This is a genomic window from Aeromonas sp. 601027 (assembly GCF_049174455.1).
GTDB lineage: Bacteria > Pseudomonadota > Gammaproteobacteria > Enterobacterales > Aeromonadaceae > Aeromonas > Aeromonas veronii_A.
Map to the genome: position 1 here is coordinate 721,169 of NZ_JAAKTN010000001.1, position 24,582 is coordinate 745,750.

Genomic DNA, 24,582 nt, shown 5'->3' on the forward strand with positions numbered 1-24,582 from the left:
TCTGGTTGGGGTAGTTTATTCAATTGACGTGAGTTTGCAAGTAGCTTGCCGCTGGTCAAACCACGAAATGTGCCAAACTTCGGCGTACTATCGCAAATTTGAACAGATCTTACGACAAATTGATTACACCATGTACATCCCGCCATTAACATGCAGGGTTTCGCCGGTGATATAGGCTGCTTCATCAGAAGCCAAGAATACCACAGCTGCGGCAATTTCTTTTGGATCACCCAAACGGGCGGCAGGCACCTGACTCATGATGCCGGCACGTTGATCGTCATTCAGGGCACGGGTCATGTCGGTTTCGATGAAACCGGGAGCAACCGCGTTCACTGTGATACCACGGGATGCCACTTCCCGCGCCAACGATTTGGTAAAACCAACCAGACCGGCCTTGGCGGCAGCATAGTTGACCTGACCGGCATTGCCCATGGTTCCCACCACGGAGCCAATGCTGATGATGCGACCGTGACGTTTCTTCATCATGGCACGCAACACCGGTTTGCTCAGACGGTAAAGCGAGGTCAGATTGGTATCGATGATCTCGTTCCACTCGTCATCTTTCATCCGCATCAACAGGTTGTCACGGGTGATCCCTGCGTTGTTGATCAGGATGTCGATGTCGCCAAAGCGCGCCTTGATGGCGGCGAAGACGGCTTCGATGGATTCTTGGCTGGTCACGTTGAGTGCCATGCCACAACCATTCTCGCCCAGATAGGCGCTGATCGCCTCGGCACCGCTCTCGCTGGTCGCCGTACCGACCACTTTCGCGCCACGGGCCACGAATGTTTCGGCAATCGCACGGCCGATGCCACGACTGGCACCGGTCACCAACACAACCTTATCGGTAAAGCTCATCACTTGCTCCTGTTTACTTGATCTGGGCCAGCGCCTGCTCGAAAGAGGCGGCATCGTTGGCGTGAATACCTTCCACGCGCTTGTCGATACGCTTGGCGAGCCCGGTCAACACTTTGCCCGGTCCCATCTCGATCTCGAGGGTAACCCCCTCATTGGCCATCCGCTCGACAGTCTCGGTCCAACGAACCGGGCTGAACAGCTGACGAACCAGTGCTTGCTTGATGGCGGCCGGATCCTGTTCACAGGATACGTCGACATTATTGATGACCGCGATGGTTGGAACCTTGATCTCGATCCCGTCCAGCGCAGCTGCCAGTTTTTCTGCGGCAGGTTTCATCAGCGCGCAGTGAGACGGCACGGAGACCGGCAGCGGCAGCGCACGCTTGGCGCCCGACTCTTTCATCAGCACGTTGGCGCGCTCAACGGCCTCTTTGTGACCGGCGATAACCACCTGGCCCGGGGAGTTGAAGTTGACCGGAGAGACCACCTGCCCTTCTGCCGCTTTTTCGCAGTTGGCGGCGATGGATTCGTTATCCAGACCGATGATAGCCGCCATGGCCCCGGTGCCTTCCGGTACCGCTTCCTGCATGGCCAGACCACGCAGCTCGACCAGTTTGACCGCATCGGCAAAATCGAGTGCGCCGCTGCAAACCAGCGCCGAGTACTCACCCAGGCTGTGACCCGCCATCATGGCAGGCGTTGCCCCACCCAGCTGTTGCCAGAGGCGCCACAGGGCGACAGAGGCAGTCAGCAGCGCAGGCTGGGTGCGCCAGGTTTTGTTCAGATCTTCAACCGGACCATCCATCACCAGGGCAAACAGGTCATAACCCAGCACCTGGCTCGCCTCGGCGAAGGTCTCCTTGATCACGGCATGTTGTTCGGCCAGCTCGGCCAGCATGCCTACGGACTGGGAACCTTGTCCCGGGAAGGCAATGGCAAATTGGGTCATCATTGATTCCTTTTAGATAAGACAAAAATGAAATCGATGACGGGATGATGGGCGCACCATCCCGCCGAAGATCAGAGGCGAACCAGCGCAGAGCCCCAGGCAAAACCGCCGCCAAAGGCTTCCAGCAGAACCAGCTGACCCGGTTTGATCCGGCCATCCCGCACCCCTTCATCGAAGGCGACCGGAACGGAAGCGGCAGAGGTATTGCCGTGCTTGTCGAGGGTCAGCACCACTTTATCGAGGCTCATACCCAACTTCTTGGCGGTGGCGCTGATGATGCGGAAGTTGGCCTGATGCGGCACCAGCCAATCCAGCTCGCTCGGCTCGATGCCAGCAGCGGCCAGCGTTTCGGTTACGATCTCGCTCAGACGGGTGACCGCGACCTTGAAGACATCGTTGCCCTTCATATACATGTAGGCTTCGAGCTCGGCACCCGGCATGCCGCGACGAGGGTGCGGCAGCTTGAGCAGCTCGCCATAACGGCCATCGGCATGAAGATGGGTAGAGAGGATACCCGGCGTCTCGCTGGCACCGACAATCACAGCCCCTGCCCCATCACCAAACAGGATGATGGTGCCGCGATCTTGTGGATCGCACATGCGGGAGAGTACATCGGCCCCGACGACCAGCACATGGCGGGCGGCGCCGGATTTGACGAACTGATCGGCAATGGAGAGTGCGTAGGTGAAGCCTGCGCAAGCAGCAGCCACGTCAAAGGCAGGAATGCCCGGAACGCCGAGCAGCCCCTGCAGCTCGCACGCGGCAGCCGGGAAGGCATTTTCAGCACTGGTAGTGGCCAGCACTATCATATCGAGATCGGCAGCGGTCAGACCGGCTGCATCCAGGGCGCGCAGGGCGGCCTGGTAAGAGAGGGTGGCAACGGTTTCGTCAGCCCCGGCAATACGGCGCTCACGGATACCGGTGCGTTCCACGATCCACTCATCACTGGTCTCAACCATCTGCTCGAGATCGGCGTTGGTACGCACTGAACTCGGCAGGTAGCTGCCAGTACCCAGAATTTTGCTATGCATAGAGTTCTTATAGATCCCTGTCAGAGAAGACAGCTTCAAGGCGATCTGCTATTTGCAGTGGAAGTTGATGTTTGGCCTCTTGTGCGGCCAGCAGGATCGCATTACACAGAGCGCGCCGTTCGGCCCGCCCATGACTTTTTACCACAATGCCGCGCAATCCTAACAGACTTGCTCCGTTATACTGGTCGGGGTTCAGGTAAGAAAAACGCCGTTTGAACATAAATCCGGCGATCCGGCCAAGAAAAGTGCGTTTCTTGCGGGGATATCCGGCCAGCTGAGCCATCATCCGCACCACCCCTTCTGCCGTCTTGAGGGCGACATTGCCGACAAAACCGTCGCAGACGATCACGTCGCTGTCGCCGCTGAAGATGCGATCCCCTTCGACGAACCCGACATAATTGAGCGCGTGGCACTGACGCAGCAATTCGGCACTGTGACGCACCAGATCGTTGCCCTTGATCTCCTCCTCGCCGATGTTGAGCAAGGCAACACGGGGTGATGCAATGCCTTCTACCTTTTCGGCCACGACGGAGCCCATCACCGCAAACTGCAATAGGGTATCGGCATCGCAACTGACGTTGGCGCCAAGATCCAGCATCACGGTGCGTTTGCCGCTCAATGTCGGCAGCGCCTTGATAAGGGCAGGTCTGTCTACCCCGGGCAGGGATTTGAGCACGCACTTGGCCATCGCCATCAACGCACCGGTATTGCCAGCACTGACGCAAGCATCGGCCTCACCGGCTTTCACCAGATTGAGTACCACCCGCATGGAGGAGTCTTTCAGAGTACGCAGCGCCACGATCGGTTTATCGCCCATGCCAACCACCTGGGATGCATGTACGAAACGAACGCGGGGATTATTCAGCAAGCCATGTTGCTGCAGCAGAGAAGAGGTCTGGTGCTGGTCGCCGACCAGGATCAGTTTTAGCTGGGGTAAAAGAGACAGTGCCTGCACGGCGGCAGGCACTGTTTCCGAGGGGCCAATATCTCCCCCCATGATGTCTAGCGCGACAGTTTGCGTAGACAAAGGCAATCCTTAAGCGATTACCTTTTTACCGCGGTAGAAACCATCGGCAGTCACGTGGTGACGACGATGAATTTCGCCACTGGTCTGATCAACAGTCAGGGCAGCGGTGGTCAGCGCATCGTGGGAACGACGCATGCCACGCTTGGCACGGGTTTTACGGTTCTGTTGTACGGCCATTGTAGGCTAACTCCTAAATTCACTTACGTTTAAGCTCTTCAAGAACTGCAAAGGGATTCGGCCGCTCATCAGCAGGTTCGATTTCACCCCAGGTCATCTCCATGTTACCGCGGGGACACGCATCCAAAGAATGCATGGCTACCTGAGGCAACGAGAGGATGAGTTCATCCTCCAGGATTTGATGAAGGTCTATCTCGCCGTTTTCGTCCAACTCAATGGGCTCATAAGCTTCCGGCAGTTCTTCCTCGTTTGTTCTTTCGAACAGCGGAGTGTAGATAAATTCAGCTTCACAGAGATGCTCGAAAGTCTCTCCGCAACGTTGGCAAACCAGGTCGACCTTGGCATGGGCAGTGCCTTTCATAACGGTCAACTTCTGGACATCTTTGCCAAAGTGCAGCGATACCTCGATATCACTCAGCAAGCCAGCGGTTGATTCCTCCAGCCTGGGCATCTGCGACTTTTCCACTATCCCGACATAGTCGAGCAGCTTCAAGGCACTACGGACTGGATCAACCTTAACGGGCAACTTCACCTTTTGCATAGGGCGCGAATAATATAGGTCCAACAACTGATAGTCAAAGGAAAAAGTCCTTACCGCCGATGATTTTAACGTCACAAGTCCCTAGAATGCCGGTACCTGCTTTCATCGGTAACTCGATTATGCCACAGAATCTGATCCTCGCCTCAACTTCTCGCTATCGCAAAGCCCTGCTGGAGAAGCTTGGTCTCCCCTTTGAATGTGCCGCCCCCGATGTGGATGAGCGACCGCTGGCTGGCGAATACGCCGAGGCGCTGGTGGCCAGACTGGCTCGTGCCAAGGCTGATGCCATCGCCCAATATCGTGATCACGGCTTGATCATCGGCTCTGATCAGGTGTGTGTCTGCAATGGCCACATCCTCGGCAAACCGGGCACCATAGACAATGCCATCGCCCAGCTGATGGCGGCTCAGGGGCGCAGCGTCACCTTTTACACCGGCCTGTGCGTACTTAACGCTGCAACCAATGAGATTCATCAATTGATTGAACCGTTTACGGTTCACTTTCGCGATCTCGACGAAGCCGCCATTCGCCGCTATGTAGAGGCTGAACTGCCCCTCGATTGTGCTGGCAGCTTCAAATGCGAAGGTATGGGCATCGTACTGTTCAAGGGGCTGGAGGGGCGCGATCCTAACGCCTTGATCGGTCTGCCACTGATCGGCCTGATCGAACTGCTGGAGCGCCACGGTATTGCCCTGCCCTGATTGCGGACGAGACGAATAGATAAGCTAGATCGAGCATATAAAAAGCCCGATCAATAGACCGGGCTTCTGTTATCAATCAGATTGATGTCTCTTAAAGAGAGGCATCTATAACAGCCCGCGAAGAGCCGCCATAGAATCCACCACCGCCACTGGCCCGTGACGACTGAGGGCATCGCGGCTATCCACCCCCCAGGTGGCACCAATACGCGGCATGGCGATCGCCTCGGCCATCGCCATATCGTGAACAGAGTCGCCGATCATTACCGCCTGCCGGGTTGACAGCCCCAGCTCATCCAGGATCTGCTCAAGCATCAGCGGATCAGGCTTGGAGCGAGCCTCATCGGCCCCGCGACTGGTTACAAACAACGGGCGCAGTCCGGTCTCATCCAATACCCGATCCAGCCCACGGCGTGATTTGCCGGTCGCGACGGCCAGTTGCACCCCTCGTGACCGCCAATCATGCAGCAACGCTCCTGCCCCGGCAAACAGCGGGCTGGGGGTGGCATCGTGCAGATAGTGATGACGATAGCGATCGATGAGTGCGGCAATCTGGCGCTCATCAAAGGCACTACCACTGCCACTGCCACTGCCACTGCCACTACTTAAAGGGAACAGACGGGACATGGCGACATCAAGGCTCAATCCGATGATCTGCCGGATCTGGGCTGGAGCAGGTACCGCCAGCTCACAATCTCTGGCGGCCCCTTGCACACAGGCAACAATCCGGCCTACCGAATCCATCAGGGTGCCGTCCCAATCGAAAATGGCGAGCCGGATATCCTGCATCAGCGTGGCAAGCCGTTGAGGAAGTTGTCGAGCTCAGGTGCCAGCGGCGCTTCTACCTGCATTTCGCGACCATCGGCCGGATGGGTGAAGCTGAGCTTCCAGGCATGCAAAAAGAGCCGTTTCAGACCTTGGCTGCGCATTTTCTCGTCAAACGCCGCTTCACCGTACTTATCGTCACAGGCGATCGGGTGACCGGCATGCAGGGTGTGCACGCGGATCTGGTGGGTACGGCCGGTGATGGGGCTGCACTCGACCAGGGTCGCTTCGGCAAATTGACGCACGATGCGGAACCGGGTTTCGGAGGGCTTGCCATCGGCACTGACCCGTACTACCCGTTCACCGGATTGCAGATCGTTTTTGCGCAGCGGCGCATTAACCACCTTGACGTGAGCCTGCCACTTGCCACGCACCAGCGCCAGATACTGCTTGCGCATGGTCTTGACGCGCAACTGCTCATGCAGGCTGCGCAGGGCGCTGCGCTTCTTGGCAACCAGCAGCACGCCGGAGGTGTCGCGATCCAGTCGATGAACCAGTTCGAGGAAGCGGGCTTCAGGCCGCAGAGCTCGGAGCCCTTCTATCACGCCAAAGCTCAGGCCGCTGCCACCGTGTACTGCCATGCCGGAGGGCTTGTTCAGCACGATCATGGCATCGTCTTCGAACAGGATCTGGCTCTCCAAACGCTGGATAACCCCGAGGTTAGCTGAAGGCAGCTCATTCTTCTCGGCAACGCGCACGGGGGGCACCCGCACCTCGTCACCTGCGCAGAGTTTGTACTCCGGTTTGATGCGCTTTTTGTTTACTCGCACTTCGCCTTTACGAAGGATGCGATAGATCAGGCTCTTGGGGACGCCCTTTAGCTGAGTCTTGAGAAAATTGTCGATGCGCTGCCCGTCATGCTCAGCTTCGATGGTGAGCAGCTGCACTTGTTGTTGTATCTGTGTCATGGCGCGGATTTTAACACTGCCAGCGCCCCTTGGCTGCATGGTTTGTTGAAAAATGGCGCCTTGCTATAAAAGAGGTTTAAATGGGATAATAAACAAGGTTTTGTCATTGTGTTCAAGCCTTGTACTAAGTGGCCAAAAAGTATGCCACCCAATCCCGAAACACCGTGTATACAAGAACATGACGGTTCCCGGGTGCGAGGTACAACGCATGGAGAACACAAACATCACCGTTTATTTGTCTCCATTTCGGCATCCTTATTCATTCCTTCTCGAGAAGTGATGACCAGAACGCCCTTAGTTTGCGCCTCATGCATACCCCAACCGGGAGGTTGCCCCAGTATGCTGAAGACCCGAGGCCGGCGCTGGCAGGACCCAGATGGAGGAAATCAAAATGACACAATAATGAGAACTCAATGAAAAGAATGCTTATCAACGCAACTCAAGAAGAGGAGTTGCGCGTAGCGCTGGTTGACGGACAACAGCTCTACGATTTGGATATTGAAAGTCCGGGACACGAGCAGAAGAAAGCGAACATTTACAAGGGTAAGATCACCCGCGTAGAACCCAGCCTTGAAGCTGCTTTTGTCGACTACGGCGCCGAGCGCCACGGTTTCCTGCCGTTGAAGGAGATCGCCCGCAATTACTTCCCCTCCGGTTACTCCTATCAGGGTCGTCCCAACATCAAAGAAGTGGTCCGCGAAGGTCAGGAAGTTATCGTCCAGATCGACAAGGAAGAGCGTGGCACCAAGGGTGCAGCCCTCACCACCTTTATCAGCCTGGCAGGTAGCTACCTGGTACTGATGCCCAACAACCCCCGTGCCGGTGGTATCTCCCGCCGCATCGAGGGTGATGAGCGGACTGAACTAAAAGAAGCCCTGAGCGGATTGACCGTGCCGGAAGGCATGGGCCTGATCGTACGTACCGCCGGTGTAGGCAAGTCGCCAGAGGAGCTGGAGTGGGATCTGAACGTTCTGCTCAACCATTGGGACTCCATCCATAAGGCCTCCCAGGAGCGCGCTGCGCCGGTGCTGATCCACCAGGAAAGCAACGTCATCGTGCGTGCCATCCGTGACTATCTGCGTCGCGATGTGGGCGAGATCCTGATCGACAATCCGGTGATTTTCGAACGCGCCAAGGCCCATATCGAGCTGGTACGTCCCGATTTCCTCAACCGTGTGAAGCTGTACAAGGGTGAAGTTGCCCTGTTCAACCACTTCCAGATTGAGAGCCAGATTGAATCAGCCTTCCAGCGTGAAGTGCGCCTCCCCTCCGGCGGCAGCATCGTTATCGATCCGACCGAAGCACTGACCTCCATCGATATCAACTCCTCCCGCGCCACCAAGGGCGGCGATATCGAAGAGACTGCGCTGCAAACCAACTTGGAAGCGGCCGACGAAATTGCCCGTCAATTGCGTCTGCGCGATCTGGGTGGCCTGATCGTCATCGACTTCATCGACATGACGCCGGTTCGCCATCAGCGCGAAGTGGAAAACCGTCTGCGTGAAGCGGTTCATCAGGATCGCGCCCGCATCCAGCTGGGCCGGATCTCCCGTTTCGGTCTGCTGGAGATGTCTCGCCAGCGTCTGCGCCCCTCCCTCAACGAATCCAGCAGCCATATCTGCCCTCGTTGCCAGGGTCAGGGCGTGATCCGTGACAACGAATCCCTCGCCCTGTCCATCCTGCGTCTCATCGAAGAAGAGGCCATGAAGGACAACACCGAGCAGGTTCACGGCCAGGTGCCGGTGGATGTTGCCGCCTATCTGCTTAACGAGAAGCGTGCCGCCATCGCCAGTCTGGAACAGCGCAATGATGTGCGTGTTTACATCATTCCGAACCAGCATCTGGAAACCCCGCACTACGAAGTAACCCGCATTCGTCAGAACGAGATCCCGGAAGCAGCCAGCTACGAGCTGAAAACCGAGATTGCCAAGCCGGTCTACCAACCGAAGCAAGCTCAGGTGATCGAGCGCGAGCAACCGCTGCTGCAAGGCTTTGCCCAACCGGCACAACCAGCCCCTGTTGCACCGCAACAGCCAGCGGCTCCCGTTGCTGCGGCCCCTGCCGAAGCCGGTTTCTTCAGCAAGCTGATCAAAGGCATTACCGGCCTGTTCAGCAGCGATGCAGCCCCTGCCGACGTGAAAGCGCCCGCCGAGAAACCTGCTGCTCGTGAAGCACGCAAGGATGAAGGTCAACGCCACCAGCGCGAAGAAGGTCGTGGCCGTGGTCAGCGTCCCCGTCGTGACGACAATCGTGGCAACCGCAACAATGCGGAAGCTGGCGAGAAGCGTGAAGGTGGCAACCGCGAAGCCGGTGAAAACCGCAATCGCCGTCCCCGCAAAGAGCGCGAGCCTCGTCAGGAGCGTGAAGCCCGTGGTGAGGTGCGTAGCGAACAGCGCATGGAACGTGAACCCCGTCAGGAGCGCGAACCTCGCGAGCCGCGCCAGGAACGTGCGCCACGTCCAGCCCGTGAACCTCGTGCTCCCCGTGAGCCGCGCGCCGAAGTCGTTGTTGAAGCGGTAGACGGCGTTGATGCAACTGCCGTCCAGCCACGTCAGGAGAAAGAGCAGAAAGTGGCCGAGCGCCGCGAACGTCGCCAACTGCGCAAGCAGATCCGCGTCGATGTCGCCGCTGCTGACACCCCTGCCCTGCCGATTGACGAAGTACCAGCGCAAGCTGAAGTGATCGATGCCACCGTGGGTAACGAGCAGGAAGAGCAGAGTGAAGGCCAGCGCCGTTCACGCCGCACTCCGCGCAGCCAGCGTATCGAAGGTCAGCGCCGCAAGCGCATCAACGAAGATGTCCGCAGCCAGCGTGACGAAGAACAGCAAGATACCACCACTCTGACCACCGCAGCCCAGGCAGATATTGCCAAAGCGCAGGTTGAAGAGCCGGTAGTGCCTGTTGTTACCATCCCGAGCGCTGAAGCCGTCGCTGCTGCTCTGCAAGCCTCTGCGGCACTGACCGAGCATGTGGTTGTCGAAGCCGTTGATGAAGAAGCGGCCGAGCAGGCTGCTGCCCAGGTCGAAGCAACTCAAGCCGATGTGGCTGCCAGCCCGGTTGTTGCAGCTGTCGCTGAGGTCGTGGTTGCAGCAGAGCCGGAGGTTGCCGTTGTCGACGCTCCGGCTGTCGACGTGGCTGCCGCAACCGTGGTTGAAACCGCTCCGGTTGTTGAAGAAGCCCCTGCAGTCAACACTCCTGTCGTGGAAGCTGTACCTGTTGCAGTCGAAATGCCAGCTGCTGTTGTCGAAGCCCTGACTCCTGTCGCTGCCGTTGCGGTGGAAGAGACTCCGGCCGTCACCAAACAGGTAGCTCACGGAGCTGGCCTGCTGGCTCGTGCCCGCAAAGCATCCGCGCCGATGGCAACCCCCGCCGAAGCCCCTGCCCTGCCTGCTCGTGAGCCGGTTAACTACCCGCCGCTGGTACGCAACGAAGTGAGCACATCAGGTCGTCACGGTGGCAGCACTGCCGCCGTCAACGTGGCCACCTGCCCGGCCGGCCGCCCCTGATATCCACCGGTAACGACTAAATCGAGAGCCACACCATTGTGTGGCTCTTTTTTTATCTTCATGACATAGATTGCTCGAGCTTCATCGATAAGGAGTTTGGATGAGGAACCTAATGCAAATATCCTCTTGAACACCCGACTCCGGTCAGTAATACCTCGGATATGGACAAACAAATCCGCTACCGATACGCCGCATGGCATTGACCAAGCCACAGACTGGCTCATGACTCTCTCCTCTGTTTGAACCGGGAGCTTGGCGACAGCAAACTGTGTCTGTGTCGTAAAGGTTTGCTAAACCGGCTCAAGATTTTCATTCTATCTTCCGACTCGTTAAAAATGATATTCGATTTCTAGTCTGTTGGCATATAACAGCAAAGCATCGCTCAGTGCATACACAATACAAACAGGGATTAATCGGCATTACTGCGCGACGAGGAAACCCTAGACTGGGCTGCACCAGTAGCGGTACTCGGCCAATATCCGAAACAGCCTGTCCCGCCCGACCTTGAACTAGGCATCATCCTGACCCTGAAGCAGATAATGCAGCTTGCTAGTGCCGACCTGCAGTTGTCGCAGCTGAACCTGACGCACAAATCGCACCACCTGCAGCCCCTGAGCTTAGATGTCCGTCCGCAACCCGATTGCGCTTGTAGAAAGCCTGCCGGCTTATTCCCAGAAACAGGCAAGCCCTGACAATGGTCAGCCTCTCGACCTGCCGCTGCGAGAGGACTTGTCGGGTCGCTTTTTTACGATGGAAACGCCTAGTCGTTCTTCAGCACATCGACGACTTGGGCCTTCAGGCTTATCAGCGCCAGCTGCTCGAGCTCTTTGATACATTGTTGGTGCGTCTGTTTGTCGGGGTCAGGCATGGTGATGCTATTGCCGGCGGGTACAGATACCTCAGGCTCCAATCTTGCCAACCATGTTTACGCAAACCACACCAGAATGGTCGAATTGCCCTGAATGCCATATCGGGCTTGTGCTTGCAGGCAGCTGAGCTCGCCTTTTTCAATCTGTTCGACCAACGCCAGTTTAAACGTCAGCGAGTCATCGCGCGGTGTCCGTTTCACACCTTATCCCATAGGACTGTTCATTTATTGGGGGGAAAGGTGTAAACCGTATTCAGGAGAGGACAGGAAACACAAAAAAGGGCCCGCAGGCCCTTTATCGAATATGGTATTGGCATTTAGCCAAACAGATGATGGCTGACGATGAACAGGCCGCCGGAGAGCAGCATGGTCAGCGGCAGGGTCAGCACCCAGGCCATCAGGATGGTCTTGATAGTCTGGCTCTGCAGGCCGGATTTGTTGGCAATCATGGTCCCCGCCACCGCAGAAGAGAGGATGTGGGTGGTGGACACCGGCATACCAGTCAGACTGGCGACTCCGATGGAGGTCGCAGCCGTGATCTGGGCCGCGATGCCCTGGCTGTAGGTCATGCCGGTCGTGCCGATCTTCTCTCCCACGGTATGGACGATACGACGCCAGCCCACCATGGTGCCACAACCGAGCGCCAGTGCGATGGAGACGATCACCCAGGTCGGTGCGTATTCAGCGGTCGCGGTCAGATCCTTGCGCCATTTGGCCAGGTCGGTCAGCTCCTTGGCGGGCAGCGGCAGCTTGGCAACCTTGCGGGCAGTGTCATCGATACAGAGCAGCAGACGACGCACTTCGCGACGGTCGGTCAGGCTCATCTGATCATAAGTACGCACAGCCCCCAGACGGGCATCCAGGGTGGCCATCGCCTGCAGCACGCCATCGGCGGAGCAGTGAGTCATCAGCTCTTCCTGAGCCGTTGCCGGTGCAGAGAAGTTGATGACACCAGAGAGGGCGGACTGGTTGCGCTGGTAGATCTCCATGATGCGCTGGTTGGCATCCTGGGTCCGATCCAGGTCATAAGAGCGGCTGTTCATGTCCAGCGCGAAATAGGCGGGTGCCATGCAGATCAGCACCAGCATCACCAGACCGATACCCTTCTGGCCATCGTTGGAGCCGTGCACGAAGCTGACGCCCATGGCCGATGCCACCAGGGTCAGACGCGCCCAAAACGGCGGGTGCTTCTTGCCATCCACCAGCTGACGCTCTTCCGGTGTTTTGTGGATCTTGTTGCTGGTCCAGATGCGTTTCATTGCCAGCAGCAGCAGCGCCGCGATGATGAAACCTATGGTGGGAGAGATGATGAGGGAAAGCATGATGTCGATCGCTTTGCCCACGTTGATCCCTTCTGTCACCGGTTTATGGGTGATCCAGGCATAGGCGCCGCCTACCCCCAGAATGGAACCGATCAAGGTATGTGAACTGGAGGCCGGGATCCCGAAGAACCAGGTGCCCAGGTTCCACACGATGGCGGAAAACAGCAAGGAGAAGACCATGATCAACCCTTGGGTGGAGTCCATCCCAAGCAGCAGGTCGATGGGCAACAGATGGACAATGGCATAAGCCACCCCCAGACCGCCGAACATGACGCCAAAAAAGTTGAAGATCCCCGATGCGACAACCGCCAGGTGAGCCGGCATCGCCTTGGTATAGATAACCGTTGCTACCGCGTTGGCGGTATCGTGAAAGCCGTTGATAAATTCATAGGCAAGCACAAAAAAAACGGCCAATACCAAACCGATTGACCACCACAAACCCAAACCACTAAACATTTCAAACATAAAAAAAAGCCTGTTTATGAGTTGCGGCGGATTATGCCAGATGGCGGCCAACACCATAGCCACCATTGAAATATTTCAGCCATAAAAAAAAAGAGCTTTTTGGAAAAAAATATCCTAGAGCCAGTCCTCATGCGGCTTGCCATCGATTAATTAAAGCCATCAATGATTGCAGGAAATGGCAAAATTAGCTGACAATTAAGCCAATGATTTCATTTTTATGACGTTTTTATGACATAAAAACAGGCAAAATTGGTGATAAAACGCCCCTACCCCACCAATCTCATCCGACCAGCACCATCAATCCCATATCCGTTTGATTCCAGATGCAAAAAGGGAGCACCTTGTGCTCCCTTGAATCGTTGCTGTGTTGCCAGTTATCAGTCCTGATTGATGCGGCTGGCGACGGCGCCCTGCTGGCTCTTGTACTTGGCATTTTCCCGCTTGTTGTAGGGACGGGCCGCGACGCCGGAAAGCATCTCGAAGTTCAAGGCGCCGATCTTCATCTTCGGGCGCAGCGCCAGCGGCAGCTTGCCGCCGTTGTAGAACTCCAGCACGATGCGACCGGACCAACCCGGATCGATGCGGTGCGCGGTCACGTGCACCATCAAACCCAGGCGCGCCAGTGAAGAGCGGCCATCCAGCCAGCCAACGATATCGGCAGGCAGAGTAACGGATTCGTAGGTCACCGCCAGCGCCAACTGACCCGGGTGCAGATAGAAGGCTTCGCCATCGGGGATATGGATCTCGTCACTCATCACCCGATCGATGGCATCGGCCATCTCGCTGCTCGGGCCGCTCAGGTCGATATAGGGCGCGGTATGATCGCGAAACACCCGAAACTCGTTACCCAGCAGCACATCGACACTGACACCACTGATCCGCTCTACCCCGGGCCGTGGCTCAATGACGATCTTGCCTTCATCCAGATGGCGTTCAATATCGGTATCACACAGACGCATTGGGCGACTCTCCTGACAAATTGTGCTTTTAAAAAAGCCGGGCATCACCCGGCTTGTTTCATCTTAACCGATCAACATGTGGCGAATACGCGCCTTGAGCATGTCGATGGCGATGCGGTTCTTGCCACCACGGGGCACGATCACATCGGCATACTGTTTGGACGGCTCGATAAACTGCAGGAACATCGGACGCACCGTCTTCTGATACTGCTTGAGCACGGAGTCCATGGTACGGCCACGCTCCTGCACATCACGCACCAGACGGCGCAGCAGGCAGATGTCGAGCGGGGTGTCCATGAAGATGGAGGCATCCATCAGATCCCGCAGACGGCTGTCGGTCAGCAGCAGGATCCCTTCCAGAATGATCACCCGGCGCGGCGCAAACGGGGTCACTTCGCTCATCCGGGTGTGTTCGGTGTAGGAGTACTGGGGAATGGCTACCGCGTCACCTTTGACCAGCTGGCTCAGGTGCTGTACCAGCAAGTCGTGATCCAAGGCATTGGGGTGGTCATAGTTGGTCTTGACCCGCTCTTCCATGGTCAGGTGGGTCTGATCACGGTAGTAGCAATCTTCGGTGATCACACCAATCTGACCTGCGCCCAGTTCGGCCACCAGCTCTTCATAAATGGTCTGGGCTATAAGACTTTTGCCAGACGCAGATGCGCCCGCAATACCGATGATCACACACGAATGTTGAGTATCAGACATGACAAATACCTAAAAGAGAAGAGCAGTGGGGATGGTTTAAACCGATCCATTATATAAAAAAGGGTGGGTCATGCCCACCCTCAATTCCCTTTCAAGTGACCGACCGCCGATTATTCATCCAGCGCCATGGCATAGAGGGGGGTCGCAATCGGTTTTGCGCTGAAAAAGAGTTCAGCCCCTACCCTGCGCGCCAGCTTCAAATAGGCCTGAGCCAGGCGTCCTTCCGGTGCGCCGAACACCGTCGGACAGCCATCATCCATGTGTTGGCGGATATCGATGTGCAGCGGTAATTGACCAAGCAGTGCCACTTGATACTGCTCTGCCATCTTCTGGCCGCCACCGGTACCAAACAGCGGCTCATGATGACCACAGGCGCTGCAGACGTGGTAGCTCATGTTCTCGATGATGCCAAGCACTGGCACATTGACCTTGTTGAACATGGCGATCCCCTTGCGGGCATCGGCCAGCGCCACATCCTGCGGGGTGGTGACGATCACTGCCGCCGAGGTAGGCACCTGCTGAGCCATAGTGAGCTGGATATCGCCAGTGCCCGGCGGCATGTCTACCACCAGATAATCCACCTCGCCCCAGCGGGTCTCATGGAGGATCTGCGCCAGCGCCTTGCTCGCCATCGGGCCACGCCAGATGGTGGCATCCTGCTCGGAGACCAGATAGCCGATGCTGTTGCTCTTGAGGCCGCAGGCCATCACCGGCTCCATCAGCTTGCCGTCATGGCTGACCGGGCGCTCCTTGAGGGTGCCCATCATGGTGGGAATGGAAGGGCCATAGATATCGGCATCGAGAATAGCGACCCGCGCCCCCTCTTTTTGCAGCGCCAGCGCCAGATTGACTGCGGTGGTGGACTTGCCTACCCCGCCCTTGCCGGAAGCAACCACGATGATGTTGCGAATGCCCTGCACGGCATTGAGGCCCTGCGCCCGCGGCATGCTGGCGACGTCAATCTCCAATGCCCAGTCGATACGGGCAGCGCCGGTGGCACTACGCAGCCTGGCATCGTAGTTCTCTTTGAGCTGATCGAGCAGCGAGAGACCGGCAAACGGCAAGACCAGCCGGATAGTAAGCCCCTGACCCTGATTGATGATCTCGCGAACGAATCCGGCATCCACCAGATCCTTGTGCCAGCCTGCTGGCTTAAATTCGGCGAGGATCTGTTTTACTGAATCAATCACCATTAACTCCTCATTATCTTGTCATTATCTTGAGGTGAACGGTTACCACACACAAATCAGTGGCTTGCCTGCCATCATAACGGCAGGTGCTGCCAAGGTTGGCATAGCCACAACCCTAGGCAGGCTACCCCCAATTCGGGTAACATGCACGGCACTCTATCATCCCAACAAGCACATCAAGAACGTAATATGGCAACTGATCCTCGTAAAATGCTGGTAACCTGCGCCCTCCCCTATGCCAATGGCTCCATCCATCTTGGCCACATGCTGGAACATATCCAGGCCGATATCTGGGTTCGTTATCAGCGAATGCGCGGCCATCAGGTGCACTTCATCTGTGCCGATGATGCCCACGGCACCCCGATCATGCTCAAGGCACAGCAGATGGGGATCACCCCGGAAGAGATGATTGCCGCGGTCTCCAAGGAGCACCAGGCCGATTTCGCCGGGTTCAACATCAGCTTTGACAACTATCACTCTACCCACAGCGACGAGAACCGTGAGCTGGCGGAGCTGATCTATGGCCGCCTGAAAAATGGTGGTTTTATCAAGAGCCGCACCATCTCCCAGCTGTTCGATCCGGAAAAATCCATGTTCCTGCCGGATCGTTTCGTCAAGGGGACCTGCCCCAAGTGCAAATCTCCGGAGCAGTATGGCGACAACTGCGACAGCTGCGGCGCCACCTACAGCCCAACCGAGCTGATCGATCCGAAATCTGCCGTCTCCGGCGCGACTCCGGTAATGAAGGACTCCGAGCACTTCTTCTTCGACCTGCCACAGTTTGAAAAATGGCTCTCTGAGTGGGTGCGCGGCTCCGGCGCCATTCAGGAAGAGATGGCCAACAAGATGCAGGAGTGGTTCGAGAGCGGCCTGCAGCAGTGGGACATCACCCGCGACGCCCCCTACTTCGGTTTCGAAATTCCCGGCGCCCCGGGCAAGTACTTCTACGTCTGGCTGGATGCCCCCATCGGTTACATGGCTTCCTTCAAGAACCTGTGCAACAAGCGTGGCGACATCGACTTTGACAGCTACTGGAAAGCGGACTCCGACGCCGAGCTCTACCACTTCATCGGTAAAGATATCGCCTACTTCCACTGCCTGTTCTGGCCGTCCATGCTGGAAGGTGCCAACTTCCGCAAGCCGACCAAGGTCAACGTGCATGGTTATGTGACCGTCAACGGCGCCAAGATGTCCAAATCCAAGGGCACCTTTATCAAGGCATCTACCTACCTGAACCACCTGGATCCGGAGTGCCTGCGTTACTACTACGCCGCCAAGCTCAACAGCCGCATCGACGATCTGGACCTGAACCTCGAAGATTTCGTGCAGCGCGTCAACGCCGACGTGGTCAACAAGCTGGTCAACCTTGCCTCCCGCAACGCCGGCTTTATCGCCAAGCGTTTTGGCGGCAAGCTGGCGGCAACCTGCGCCGAACCCGAGCTCTACGCCGAGTTTGCCAATGCCCGTACCGCCATTGCCGAAGCGTATGAGAGCCGCGAGTTCAGCCGCGCCATCCGTGAAATCATGGCGCTGGCCGACAAGGCCAACCGCTATGTGGATGACAAGGCTCCCTGGGTCATCGCCAAGCAGGAAGGCGCTGACGCCGAGCTGCAAGCCGTTTGCTCCGTCGGTATCAACCTGTTCCGCGTGCTGATGGCCTACCTCAAGCCCGTCATGCCGCTGCTGGCCGAGCGTGCCGAAGCCTTCCTGGCCGAAACCCTCAGCTGGGATGGCATCGAGATGCCGCTGGTCGATCACACCGTTGCACCGTTCAAGGCGCTCTTCTCCCGCATCGAGCCGGCGAAGATTGAAGCCATGATCGAGGCCTCCAAGGAAGACCTGGCCAAAGAGCAGGCACCGAAAGTGACCGGCCCCCTGGCTGATGACCCCATCAGCGAAACCATCACCTATGACGATTTTGCCAAGATTGACCTGCGCGTCGCGCTGATCAAGAAGGCCGAAGCGGTACCGGAAGCCGAGAAGCTGCTCAAGCTGCAACTGGATATCGGCGGCGAAACCCGTCAGGTGTTTGCCGGTATCAAGTCCGCCTACAATCCGGAAGATCTGGAAGGCAAGCTGACCGTCATGGTGGCCAACCTGGCGCCGCGCAAGATGCGCTTCGGCATGTCCGAAGGCATGGTGCTGGCTGCAGGCCCGGGCGGCAAGGATCTCTGGATCCTGGAGCCGCAGGAAGGCGCCCAGCCGGGCATGCGCGTCAAGTAAGCGTATCGCTGACTGCGACCACAACCAGATAGAGAAGAGAGGCCAAACGGCCTCTCTTTTTTGTCTCACCTGTTTGGCTTGGATAGTTTTTGTAGATGCTGGTCGCGGATGACTTTCGTAGATTGCGGCCTCGAGGCTATCCACCGCTTGACTTGGTGGACGATACATTTTGTTCTGAATACCTGACCACCCGACTTGGCATGTCATTCATGTTGTGGCCTGCCAGCATCGCCAGTTTGAGCGCCACCAGCTCCGCCTGCTGGCAGTCCAGTTGACACAAACGGGCGGTGATCTTCCCCTTCAACTGCTGCCGCAGTTTCGTCTGCTTGCAGGTGTTCCCCTGCTCTGTTCGCAACCTCCGCCGCCATTGACGCCAATCCTGCAACTGGCCGAGTCGCTCCTGCCAGTGAGTCAAAGTGCTCAACCAGCCGGGATCTCCACTCCCCAGATCCAGCAACAGTTCCACGCCATAACGGGCCTGCTTGATCTCGAGGCGCAGCCGATGCCAGCGGCGCAACTGTTGCTGACGGGAGCTGGCAGATTTCCCAACGCAGGGAATAGGTTCATCGTGAGCGCTCTGCGCCTCATCAAGGCGCAGGGCCAGATGCTGCTGATAGAGGAACGCCAATGCCCACGCATCCTGCACCTGCGCCACCGCCGCAAGCCAGCGGGCCAGTCGCCGCGACAACAGGGGTACGCGACAGGCCGATTTGTGAGTATTGCCCGTGCTGGCAGGCGGCTTGCCAAAACGCTCGGCGTAAACCTGAGCATCCCGCAGCGCCGAAAGCCGCCCGACCGAGCGCAGCAGACGCCGCTCCAGCTCGGGATGATAGGTGAGTGGCCGCCACAGGGCGAGCAGCGCCAGCAAGCGGCGCGCTGCGATACGGTAGCCATGCACGGCCGGTTCACTGGCCTCTTCGCGCACCGTCCGCGCCGCCTCCTGATAACGGGCGACCCAGCTTGTTGCCTGAGTCAGCAACAGACCTTCCTTGTCAGCGTCCATCTCGTCTCCGCCCCTTCAGTTGGTGTGAAAGCCCTGACCGGTGGGCGGCAGCGCCTCTTCATACTCCATCCGGGTCACCCTGGCGGTGCGCGGGCCATGTTCCAGCCAGCCCAGCATCATCTGTACCCCCTGCGTCGGCCCGCTGATGAGGATCTCCACCGACCCATCCTCCAGGTTGTAGGCATGGCCGCGCAGCCCCAGCTGCAAGGCACGCTCACGGGTGAAGTAGCGAAATCCGACCCCTTGCACCTGCCCCCACACCCGAATGACAAACGATTGCTCTCCCATTTCTCACACCTTCTGCTTAAGAAAAAAATTCCCGAGACGATAATGTGCCCGACACTCTATCTCTGCAGGATGCAGCTCCATTATGAAAGAAGTTAAATTCCGGTGGGTTGACCGCTATCTCATTCACCTCACCATCAGTGAAAAATTCCATATCGCGTTCTGGTTACCTCTCTTCATCATCGCCTTCCTCAGCTGGTACATGCTGGCGGCCAGCCATCAGCAGGAGATCTCCCTGCGGGTAGCGCAGTTGCAACAACGGGTCGAGACCACGGCGCAGCTGGTCAGCCAGCAGCCCACTCTGGTGTTGCCTGCTGATCTGCGCCTCACCCGGCAAGGCAGCAGCGGGTTGCAGCAGCAAGGAGATCACTACCTCTTTAGCGCGCCAGCGGGTCAGGCGGGCTACGTCACCGGTGATCTCGATACCGGCAACCTCTCCATGTGGGAGGGGCAGGGCTCGACCCTGCTCCTGATCGGCGCGCTGGCCGCCCTGATGGCGCTGGTGATCCACTACATGATGACCTTTGTCTCCGGTGCGCTTTACTCCACCAACAAGGCGTTGCAAACCGTGGCGGACGGCGATCTCACCTTCCGCCTCAACTTCTTCCCGGTGCGCGACGAGTTCTCCACCCTGGCGGGCAGCATCGACCGCTTTACCGACCGCCAGCACCAGATCGTCAAACTGGTGGAAGAGTCTGCCGAAGCGCTGACCATGGCCGCCGACGAGTTTCGTGACCATGCCCGCGAAGGCGAGACCATGGCGCGTTCCCAGCGCCAGCACATGGATTCACTGGCCACTGCCATGGAGCAGATGTCGGCGGCGATCCGCGAAGTGGCGCGCAATGCCAACGACACCCTGCAGCAGACCCGCCAGTCGAGCGAAGAGGCGGCCAATGGTGCCAACCGGGTAGCCCGCACCATAGAGGCGATCCGTACCCTGGCCGACGAAATTGGCAACGCCTCCGGCGCGGTCGAGCGGCTCACCCACAACGCCAACCGGATCAACGAGGTGGTCAACGTCATCAACGCCATCTCCCAGCAGACCAACTTGCTGGCCCTCAACGCCGCTATCGAAGCGGCCCGTGCCGGTGAGCAGGGTCGCGGCTTTGCGGTGGTGGCAGATGAAGTGCGTACTCTCGCCAGCCGTACCCAGCAGGCGACGGTGGAGATCCAGCAGATGATCGAAGAGCTGCAGACCGGCACCGGCGCCCTTAACGAGATCATGGAGAAAACCGTGGGGCGCGCCGCCAGCAGCCAGCAGCTCATCAGCGAGGTGGGGCTGGATATCGAAAAACTGAGCAATCACAGCGATGCGGTGCTGGAGATGAGCACCCAGATCGCCACTTCCAGCGAAGAGCAAAGTTCGGTCGCCGCCGAGATCACCCACAATCTGGATCAGGTGCGCCATGAAGCAGCGCAGGTGGAAGAGTCCGCCAGCGCCTCGGTGGCTGGCACGCAAGGGCTGAAAGCCACAGCCAGCGAACTGGCCCAGGCACTCAAGGGGATCAGGATCTGATCTGTCAGTCACATCCGGTTCGGGCACGCTGATGCACCGGGCCGTTTGAGTTTTACCTGCGGGCCACATAGAATGTGGCCCCTTTTCTTTTGACCATCTGGCAAACATCCATGAGCGCTTCCATCTATCTCGTCAAAGGCCGCGAAAAATCCCTGCTGCGTCGCCACCCCTGGATCTTCTCCAAGGGGATTGAGCGGGTTCAGGGCAACCCCATTGACGGCGATACCGTCGAGATCCTCACCCATGACGGCAAATGGCTCGCTCGTGGCGCCTGGTCGGGCAGTTCCCAAATCCGTGCCCGGGTCTGGACCTTCGACAAGGATGAGACCGTCGATCTCGACTTCTTTATCCGTCGCCTCAAATATGCGCAAGAGTCCCGTGACGGGCTCATCAAGCGTCAGGGCCTCACCGGTTATCGCCTCTGCGCCGCTGAATCCGACGGTCTGCCGGGTCTGACCATCGATCGTTACGCCGATTTTCTGGTGTGCCAAATTCTCTCTGCCGGTGCCGAGTTCCAGCGTGAGCTGATAACGCAGGCACTGCGTACCCTCTACCCCGAGTGCAGCATCTATGAGCGCTCCGATGTGGCAGTGCGCAAGAAGGAAGGGCTGAAAGAGCGCACCGGCGTCATCTATGGCGAGACCCCGAACGAGCCGGTGGTCATCGAGGAGAATGGCGGCGTCAAGATCCTGGTGGATATTCGCAACGGCCACAAAACCGGCTTCTATCTGGATCAGCGGGACAACCGTCAGGCTGCCGCCAAGTACACCGAAGGCAAGCGGGTGCTCAACTGCTTCTGCTACACCGGCGGTTTTGGCGTTTATGCCCTCAAGGGCGGTGCCAAGGAGGTGGTCAACGTCGACCTCTCCCAGAATGCACTGGATATCGCCCGCCAGAACGCCGAGCTGAATGGGCTGGATACCAGCAACACCCAGTTTGTCCGTCACGACGTGTTCAAGTTGCTGCGTGAATATCGCGAGAAGGGCGAGAAGTTCGACGTCATCGTGCTGGATCCGCCCAAATTCGCCGAGAGCAAGGCGCAGCTGCTGGGTGCCTGCCGCGGCTACAAGGACATCAACATGCTGGCGTTCCAGCTGCTGGCGCCGGGTGGCGTGCTGTTGACCTACTCATGCTCCGGCCTGATGGAGCAGAGCCTGTTCCAGAAGATCGTTGCCGATGCAGCGCTTGATGCCGGTCGCGATGCCCAGATCCTGGAGCTGCTCTCCCAGGCCTCTGATCACCCTATCGGTACCGCCTATCCGGAAGGCTTCTACCTCAAGGGTCTGGTGGTACGCGCCCGCTGATCGGCCACCACCCTCCTCTTGTGATCAATCAGGCCCCTTGCGGGCCTGATTGTTTTGCTTTACGCCTATAGACCAGCCCCTTGCTCCGTTGACCACCCTCTCTGCTTTATGGGTGTTCTCTCTCCTCCTCCTTCCCTGCCTGCGTCCCACGTTCTTATCTGTTTAAATTTTTTTGCACAATAACTGCACATTTATGATTTAAATCACACCCGTATGGCTCTCATTTCCGTAGTGTGATCCCGCCTGCGGCAGCCAAGCCGGGGCAACCGTCCCATCAGGATTGATGGACGGTACAACAACAAAAATCGATGTCAGGCCAAGCTGAACATCACAAGGGATCCCGTTATGAATCAATCATTGCCGCTGTTAACGCCGCTGCGGGGCATCGCTGCCCTGATGGTGGTGCTATTCCATGCCCGCTTGCTGCTCTTTCCCCAGTGGATGGAGCCGATCGCAGGCCACACCCTGCTCATCGAGAATGGCTACCTCTGGGTCGACCTGTTCTTTATTTTGAGCGGCGTGGTGCTGGCCCATGTCTATGGCGAGGCCTTTACCCGCGCACCCCGCACCGTGAGCTATGGCCGTTTTCTCTGGCTGCGGCTGACCCGCGTCTACCCCCTCTATCTGGTGACCCTGCTGCTGCTGGTCGGCTGGGAGCTTTACAAGGCGCAGCACGGGGTGGGCTTCTACGCCGGCCCCTTGTTCAAGATGTGGGAGTGGGAAGGGATGCCGCCTTTCGGTTCCCCCTTCACGCCAGCCGAAGCGCTGCCCAGCGCCTTACTGCTGCTGCAGGTGGTAACCGATCACGGGTTGACCTGGAACTTCGCCGCCTGGTCCCTGAGCGTAGAGTGGATAAGCTACCTGCTGTTCCCGCTGCTGATCCCGCTGGCGGTGACCCGCACTCGCTGGAGCCATCTCGCCCCCCTGCTGGCGCTGACGGTGCTGGCCTTTATCGTGCACAGTCGCAGCACCCTGGATGTCACCAGCGGCGCGCTTGCAGTGGGACGCGGGGTGAGTGAATTTGTGCTCGGCCTCTGGCTGCTGCCGAGGGTGAAGGCCGCGAAAGGCTCGCCCATGATGAAGCATGATCTGCCGCTCTTGATCGCCTTTGTGCTGCCCTTCGCGCTGATGCAGTTCGCCATGACGCCGCAGCTGACCCTGCTGCTGATCGCCTCCTACGTGCTGCTGATCTGGATTGCCGCCGCCCAAGGGGAGCGCCAGAGCCCGCTGCTGCACCTTTTGGATAACCGCTTCACCAACTGGCTGGGAGATCTCTCCTACTCCATCTACCTGCTCCATGCGCTGGTGCTGCTCACCGGTTGCGAACTTATCCACTATCTGGCACCGGGGCTCACCGAGTGGTGGTATGGCCAGACCAATCCGCTATTGGGGGTAGTGGCAACCTTGCTGATGCTGGCGGTGCTGATCGGGCTCTCGGCGTTGAGCTACAACCTGCTGGAGCGGCCACTGCAACGGCGCCTGCGCCGCTGGGGCAAGTCACGGCAACCGGCGCTGGAGCAAGCCGGATAAGTTAATCTCACCCTGTCTGGATGAGTTGACGGGCTTATGCCAACTCATCCAGTACCAGTTCATCCAGACTGCTCATCACCCAGGCGCTCAGGTGCTGGCTAAATCCGAGCTTGGGGTAGTACGCCACCGCCTGCGGCGCGGCCAGCAGGATCAGCTTGCAGCCCGGCTGCAATTGCAAAAACGTCTCGCGAATAAGGGCTTTGCCAATCCCCTGCCCCTGCACCGACTCGGCCACCGCCAGATCCGAGAGGTAGCAGCAAAAATGAAAATCGGTCACCAAGCGGGCCACACCGACCAGGGTCTCGCCTTGCCAGGCGGTGATCAGCAAATTGGCGTTATCCAGCATGCCCTGCAGGGTGGCGGGACGGTCCAGCGGCCGTCTCGCTCCCAGCGAGGTCTGCGCCAACAACGCCGCAAACTGCGCCGTGGTAATGGGGTGGTTAACCAAAAATGTGGTGGTCACTAAGCTCTCCTCCTGATGACGCAGTGGTTGCGTGCGCCATTGCTCTCAATTGACGTTCTCTTGGCTGCATCTGTACTGCAATCAAGCAGTGCGCGGCGGTTCCAGCCCGATGACAAGCAAGTGCGGGCAATTCCCTGCTGTTTATGTGAATTCCTGTTCGAACCCCAAGGGGCAAATGTGGCATAATGCCCCGTCCTGTGGCCCTTGGCGGGGCTGCGCTGGCGCA

21 protein-coding genes and 1 pseudogene are annotated in these 24,582 nt (G+C 58.1%); 6 read left to right on the forward strand and 16 right to left on the reverse strand.

Annotation, left to right across the window (positions count from 1 at the left end; genetic code table 11):
* Positions 1 to 123: 123 nt before the first annotated feature.
* The 6 genes from fabG to yceD form a co-directional block, all read right to left on the reverse strand.
* Positions 124 to 858 (reverse strand): 3-oxoacyl-ACP reductase FabG, encoded by a 735-nt coding sequence (fabG, locus tag G5193_RS03090; RefSeq protein ID WP_005333159.1) that lies wholly within the window; start codon positions 856 to 858, stop codon positions 124 to 126.
* 13 nt (positions 859 to 871) lie between these two features.
* Entirely contained in the window at positions 872 to 1,807 is a 936-nt protein-coding gene (fabD, locus tag G5193_RS03095; protein WP_255912249.1) for an ACP S-malonyltransferase, read from the reverse strand.
* 71 nt (positions 1,808 to 1,878) lie between these two features.
* Entirely contained in the window at positions 1,879 to 2,838 is a 960-nt protein-coding gene (locus G5193_RS03100) for a beta-ketoacyl-ACP synthase III (protein ID WP_040065495.1), read from the reverse strand.
* Between the two features lie 7 nt (positions 2,839 to 2,845).
* Positions 2,846 to 3,865 (reverse strand): phosphate acyltransferase PlsX, encoded by a 1,020-nt coding sequence (plsX, locus tag G5193_RS03105; protein WP_337072245.1) that lies wholly within the window; start codon positions 3,863 to 3,865, stop codon positions 2,846 to 2,848.
* Between the two features lie 9 nt (positions 3,866 to 3,874).
* Positions 3,875 to 4,042: a 50S ribosomal protein L32 gene (rpmF, locus tag G5193_RS03110; protein WP_005300935.1), complete on the reverse strand. Its 168-nt coding sequence runs from the start codon at positions 4,040 to 4,042 to the stop codon at positions 3,875 to 3,877.
* Between the two features lie 19 nt (positions 4,043 to 4,061).
* Complete coding sequence (gene yceD / locus G5193_RS03115) at positions 4,062 to 4,583, reverse strand: 23S rRNA accumulation protein YceD (protein ID WP_337072246.1); 522 nt, start codon at positions 4,581 to 4,583, stop codon at positions 4,062 to 4,064.
* A 119-nt stretch (positions 4,584 to 4,702) separates the two neighbouring features.
* Between yceD and G5193_RS03120 the strand changes: the two genes are divergently transcribed.
* Positions 4,703 to 5,284 carry a Maf family protein gene (locus G5193_RS03120; RefSeq protein WP_216953600.1) on the forward strand — a complete coding sequence of 194 codons (582 nt, stop codon included), beginning with the start codon at positions 4,703 to 4,705 and terminating at the stop codon, positions 5,282 to 5,284.
* A gap of 105 nt (positions 5,285 to 5,389) precedes the next feature.
* Here the strand turns inward: G5193_RS03120 and G5193_RS03125 are convergent, their stop codons facing one another.
* Positions 5,390 to 6,070, reverse strand: coding sequence for an HAD family hydrolase (locus G5193_RS03125; RefSeq protein ID WP_421204922.1), 681 nt, complete (start codon positions 6,068 to 6,070; stop codon positions 5,390 to 5,392).
* Complete coding sequence (gene rluC, locus G5193_RS03130; RefSeq protein ID WP_005351815.1) at positions 6,070 to 7,014, reverse strand: 23S rRNA pseudouridine(955/2504/2580) synthase RluC; 945 nt, start codon at positions 7,012 to 7,014, stop codon at positions 6,070 to 6,072. The genes G5193_RS03125 and rluC overlap by 1 nt, the downstream gene beginning before the upstream one ends.
* Before the next feature lie 413 nt (positions 7,015 to 7,427).
* On the opposite strand from rluC, the gene rne reads away from it, so the two are divergent.
* Complete coding sequence (gene rne / locus G5193_RS03135; protein WP_421204923.1) at positions 7,428 to 10,520, forward strand: ribonuclease E; 3,093 nt, start codon at positions 7,428 to 7,430, stop codon at positions 10,518 to 10,520.
* A gap of 446 nt (positions 10,521 to 10,966) precedes the next feature.
* Here rne and G5193_RS03140 read toward each other — a convergent pair.
* The 5 genes and pseudogenes from G5193_RS03140 to apbC form a co-directional block, all read right to left on the reverse strand.
* A pseudogene (locus tag G5193_RS03140) lies at positions 10,967 to 11,589 on the reverse strand (IS3 family transposase); the annotation flags it as partial.
* Between the two features lie 116 nt (positions 11,590 to 11,705).
* Positions 11,706 to 13,175, reverse strand: coding sequence for an inorganic phosphate transporter (locus G5193_RS03145; protein WP_216950818.1), 1,470 nt, complete (start codon positions 13,173 to 13,175; stop codon positions 11,706 to 11,708).
* 377 nt (positions 13,176 to 13,552) lie between these two features.
* Positions 13,553 to 14,134: a dCTP deaminase gene (dcd, locus tag G5193_RS03150; RefSeq protein ID WP_005336719.1), complete on the reverse strand. Its 582-nt coding sequence runs from the start codon at positions 14,132 to 14,134 to the stop codon at positions 13,553 to 13,555.
* Between the two features lie 63 nt (positions 14,135 to 14,197).
* Positions 14,198 to 14,842, reverse strand: a complete 645-nt coding sequence (udk, locus tag G5193_RS03155) for a uridine kinase (RefSeq protein ID WP_005345570.1) — start codon at positions 14,840 to 14,842, stop codon at positions 14,198 to 14,200.
* Positions 14,843 to 14,952: 110 nt separating this feature from the next.
* Positions 14,953 to 16,035, reverse strand: coding sequence for an iron-sulfur cluster carrier protein ApbC (apbC, locus tag G5193_RS03160; protein WP_421204924.1), 1,083 nt, complete (start codon positions 16,033 to 16,035; stop codon positions 14,953 to 14,955).
* Positions 16,036 to 16,221: 186 nt separating this feature from the next.
* Between apbC and metG the strand changes: the two genes are divergently transcribed.
* The gene (gene metG / locus G5193_RS03165; RefSeq protein ID WP_026034905.1) at positions 16,222 to 18,255 is read left to right on the forward strand and encodes a methionine--tRNA ligase; all 2,034 of its coding nucleotides are present in this window, start codon (positions 16,222 to 16,224) and stop codon (positions 18,253 to 18,255) included.
* Positions 18,256 to 18,391: 136 nt separating this feature from the next.
* Here metG and G5193_RS03170 read toward each other — a convergent pair whose 3' ends face one another.
* Both G5193_RS03170 and G5193_RS03175 read right to left on the reverse strand, forming a co-directional pair.
* Positions 18,392 to 19,258, reverse strand: coding sequence for a CHAD domain-containing protein (locus tag G5193_RS03170; RefSeq protein ID WP_421204925.1), 867 nt, complete (start codon positions 19,256 to 19,258; stop codon positions 18,392 to 18,394).
* A 15-nt stretch (positions 19,259 to 19,273) separates the two neighbouring features.
* Positions 19,274 to 19,546 (reverse strand): acylphosphatase, encoded by a 273-nt coding sequence (locus G5193_RS03175; protein ID WP_194496408.1) that lies wholly within the window; start codon positions 19,544 to 19,546, stop codon positions 19,274 to 19,276.
* Positions 19,547 to 19,628: 82 nt separating this feature from the next.
* On the opposite strand from G5193_RS03175, the gene G5193_RS03180 reads away from it, so the two are divergent.
* The 3 genes from G5193_RS03180 (at position 19,629) to G5193_RS03190 (ending at position 23,893) form a co-directional block, all read left to right on the forward strand.
* Positions 19,629 to 21,059, forward strand: coding sequence for a methyl-accepting chemotaxis protein (locus G5193_RS03180; protein WP_421204926.1), 1,431 nt, complete (start codon positions 19,629 to 19,631; stop codon positions 21,057 to 21,059).
* Positions 21,060 to 21,169: 110 nt separating this feature from the next.
* Complete coding sequence (locus G5193_RS03185) at positions 21,170 to 22,363, forward strand: class I SAM-dependent methyltransferase (RefSeq protein ID WP_025201720.1); 1,194 nt, start codon at positions 21,170 to 21,172, stop codon at positions 22,361 to 22,363.
* Positions 22,364 to 22,708: 345 nt separating this feature from the next.
* Positions 22,709 to 23,893, forward strand: coding sequence for an acyltransferase family protein (locus G5193_RS03190; protein ID WP_421204927.1), 1,185 nt, complete (start codon positions 22,709 to 22,711; stop codon positions 23,891 to 23,893).
* Positions 23,894 to 23,927: 34 nt separating this feature from the next.
* Here the strand turns inward: G5193_RS03190 and G5193_RS03195 are convergent, their stop codons facing one another.
* A complete protein-coding gene (locus G5193_RS03195) occupies positions 23,928 to 24,356 on the reverse strand; it encodes a GNAT family N-acetyltransferase (protein ID WP_421204928.1) in 429 nt (142 codons plus the stop codon).
* Positions 24,357 to 24,582: the final 226 nt, after the last annotated feature.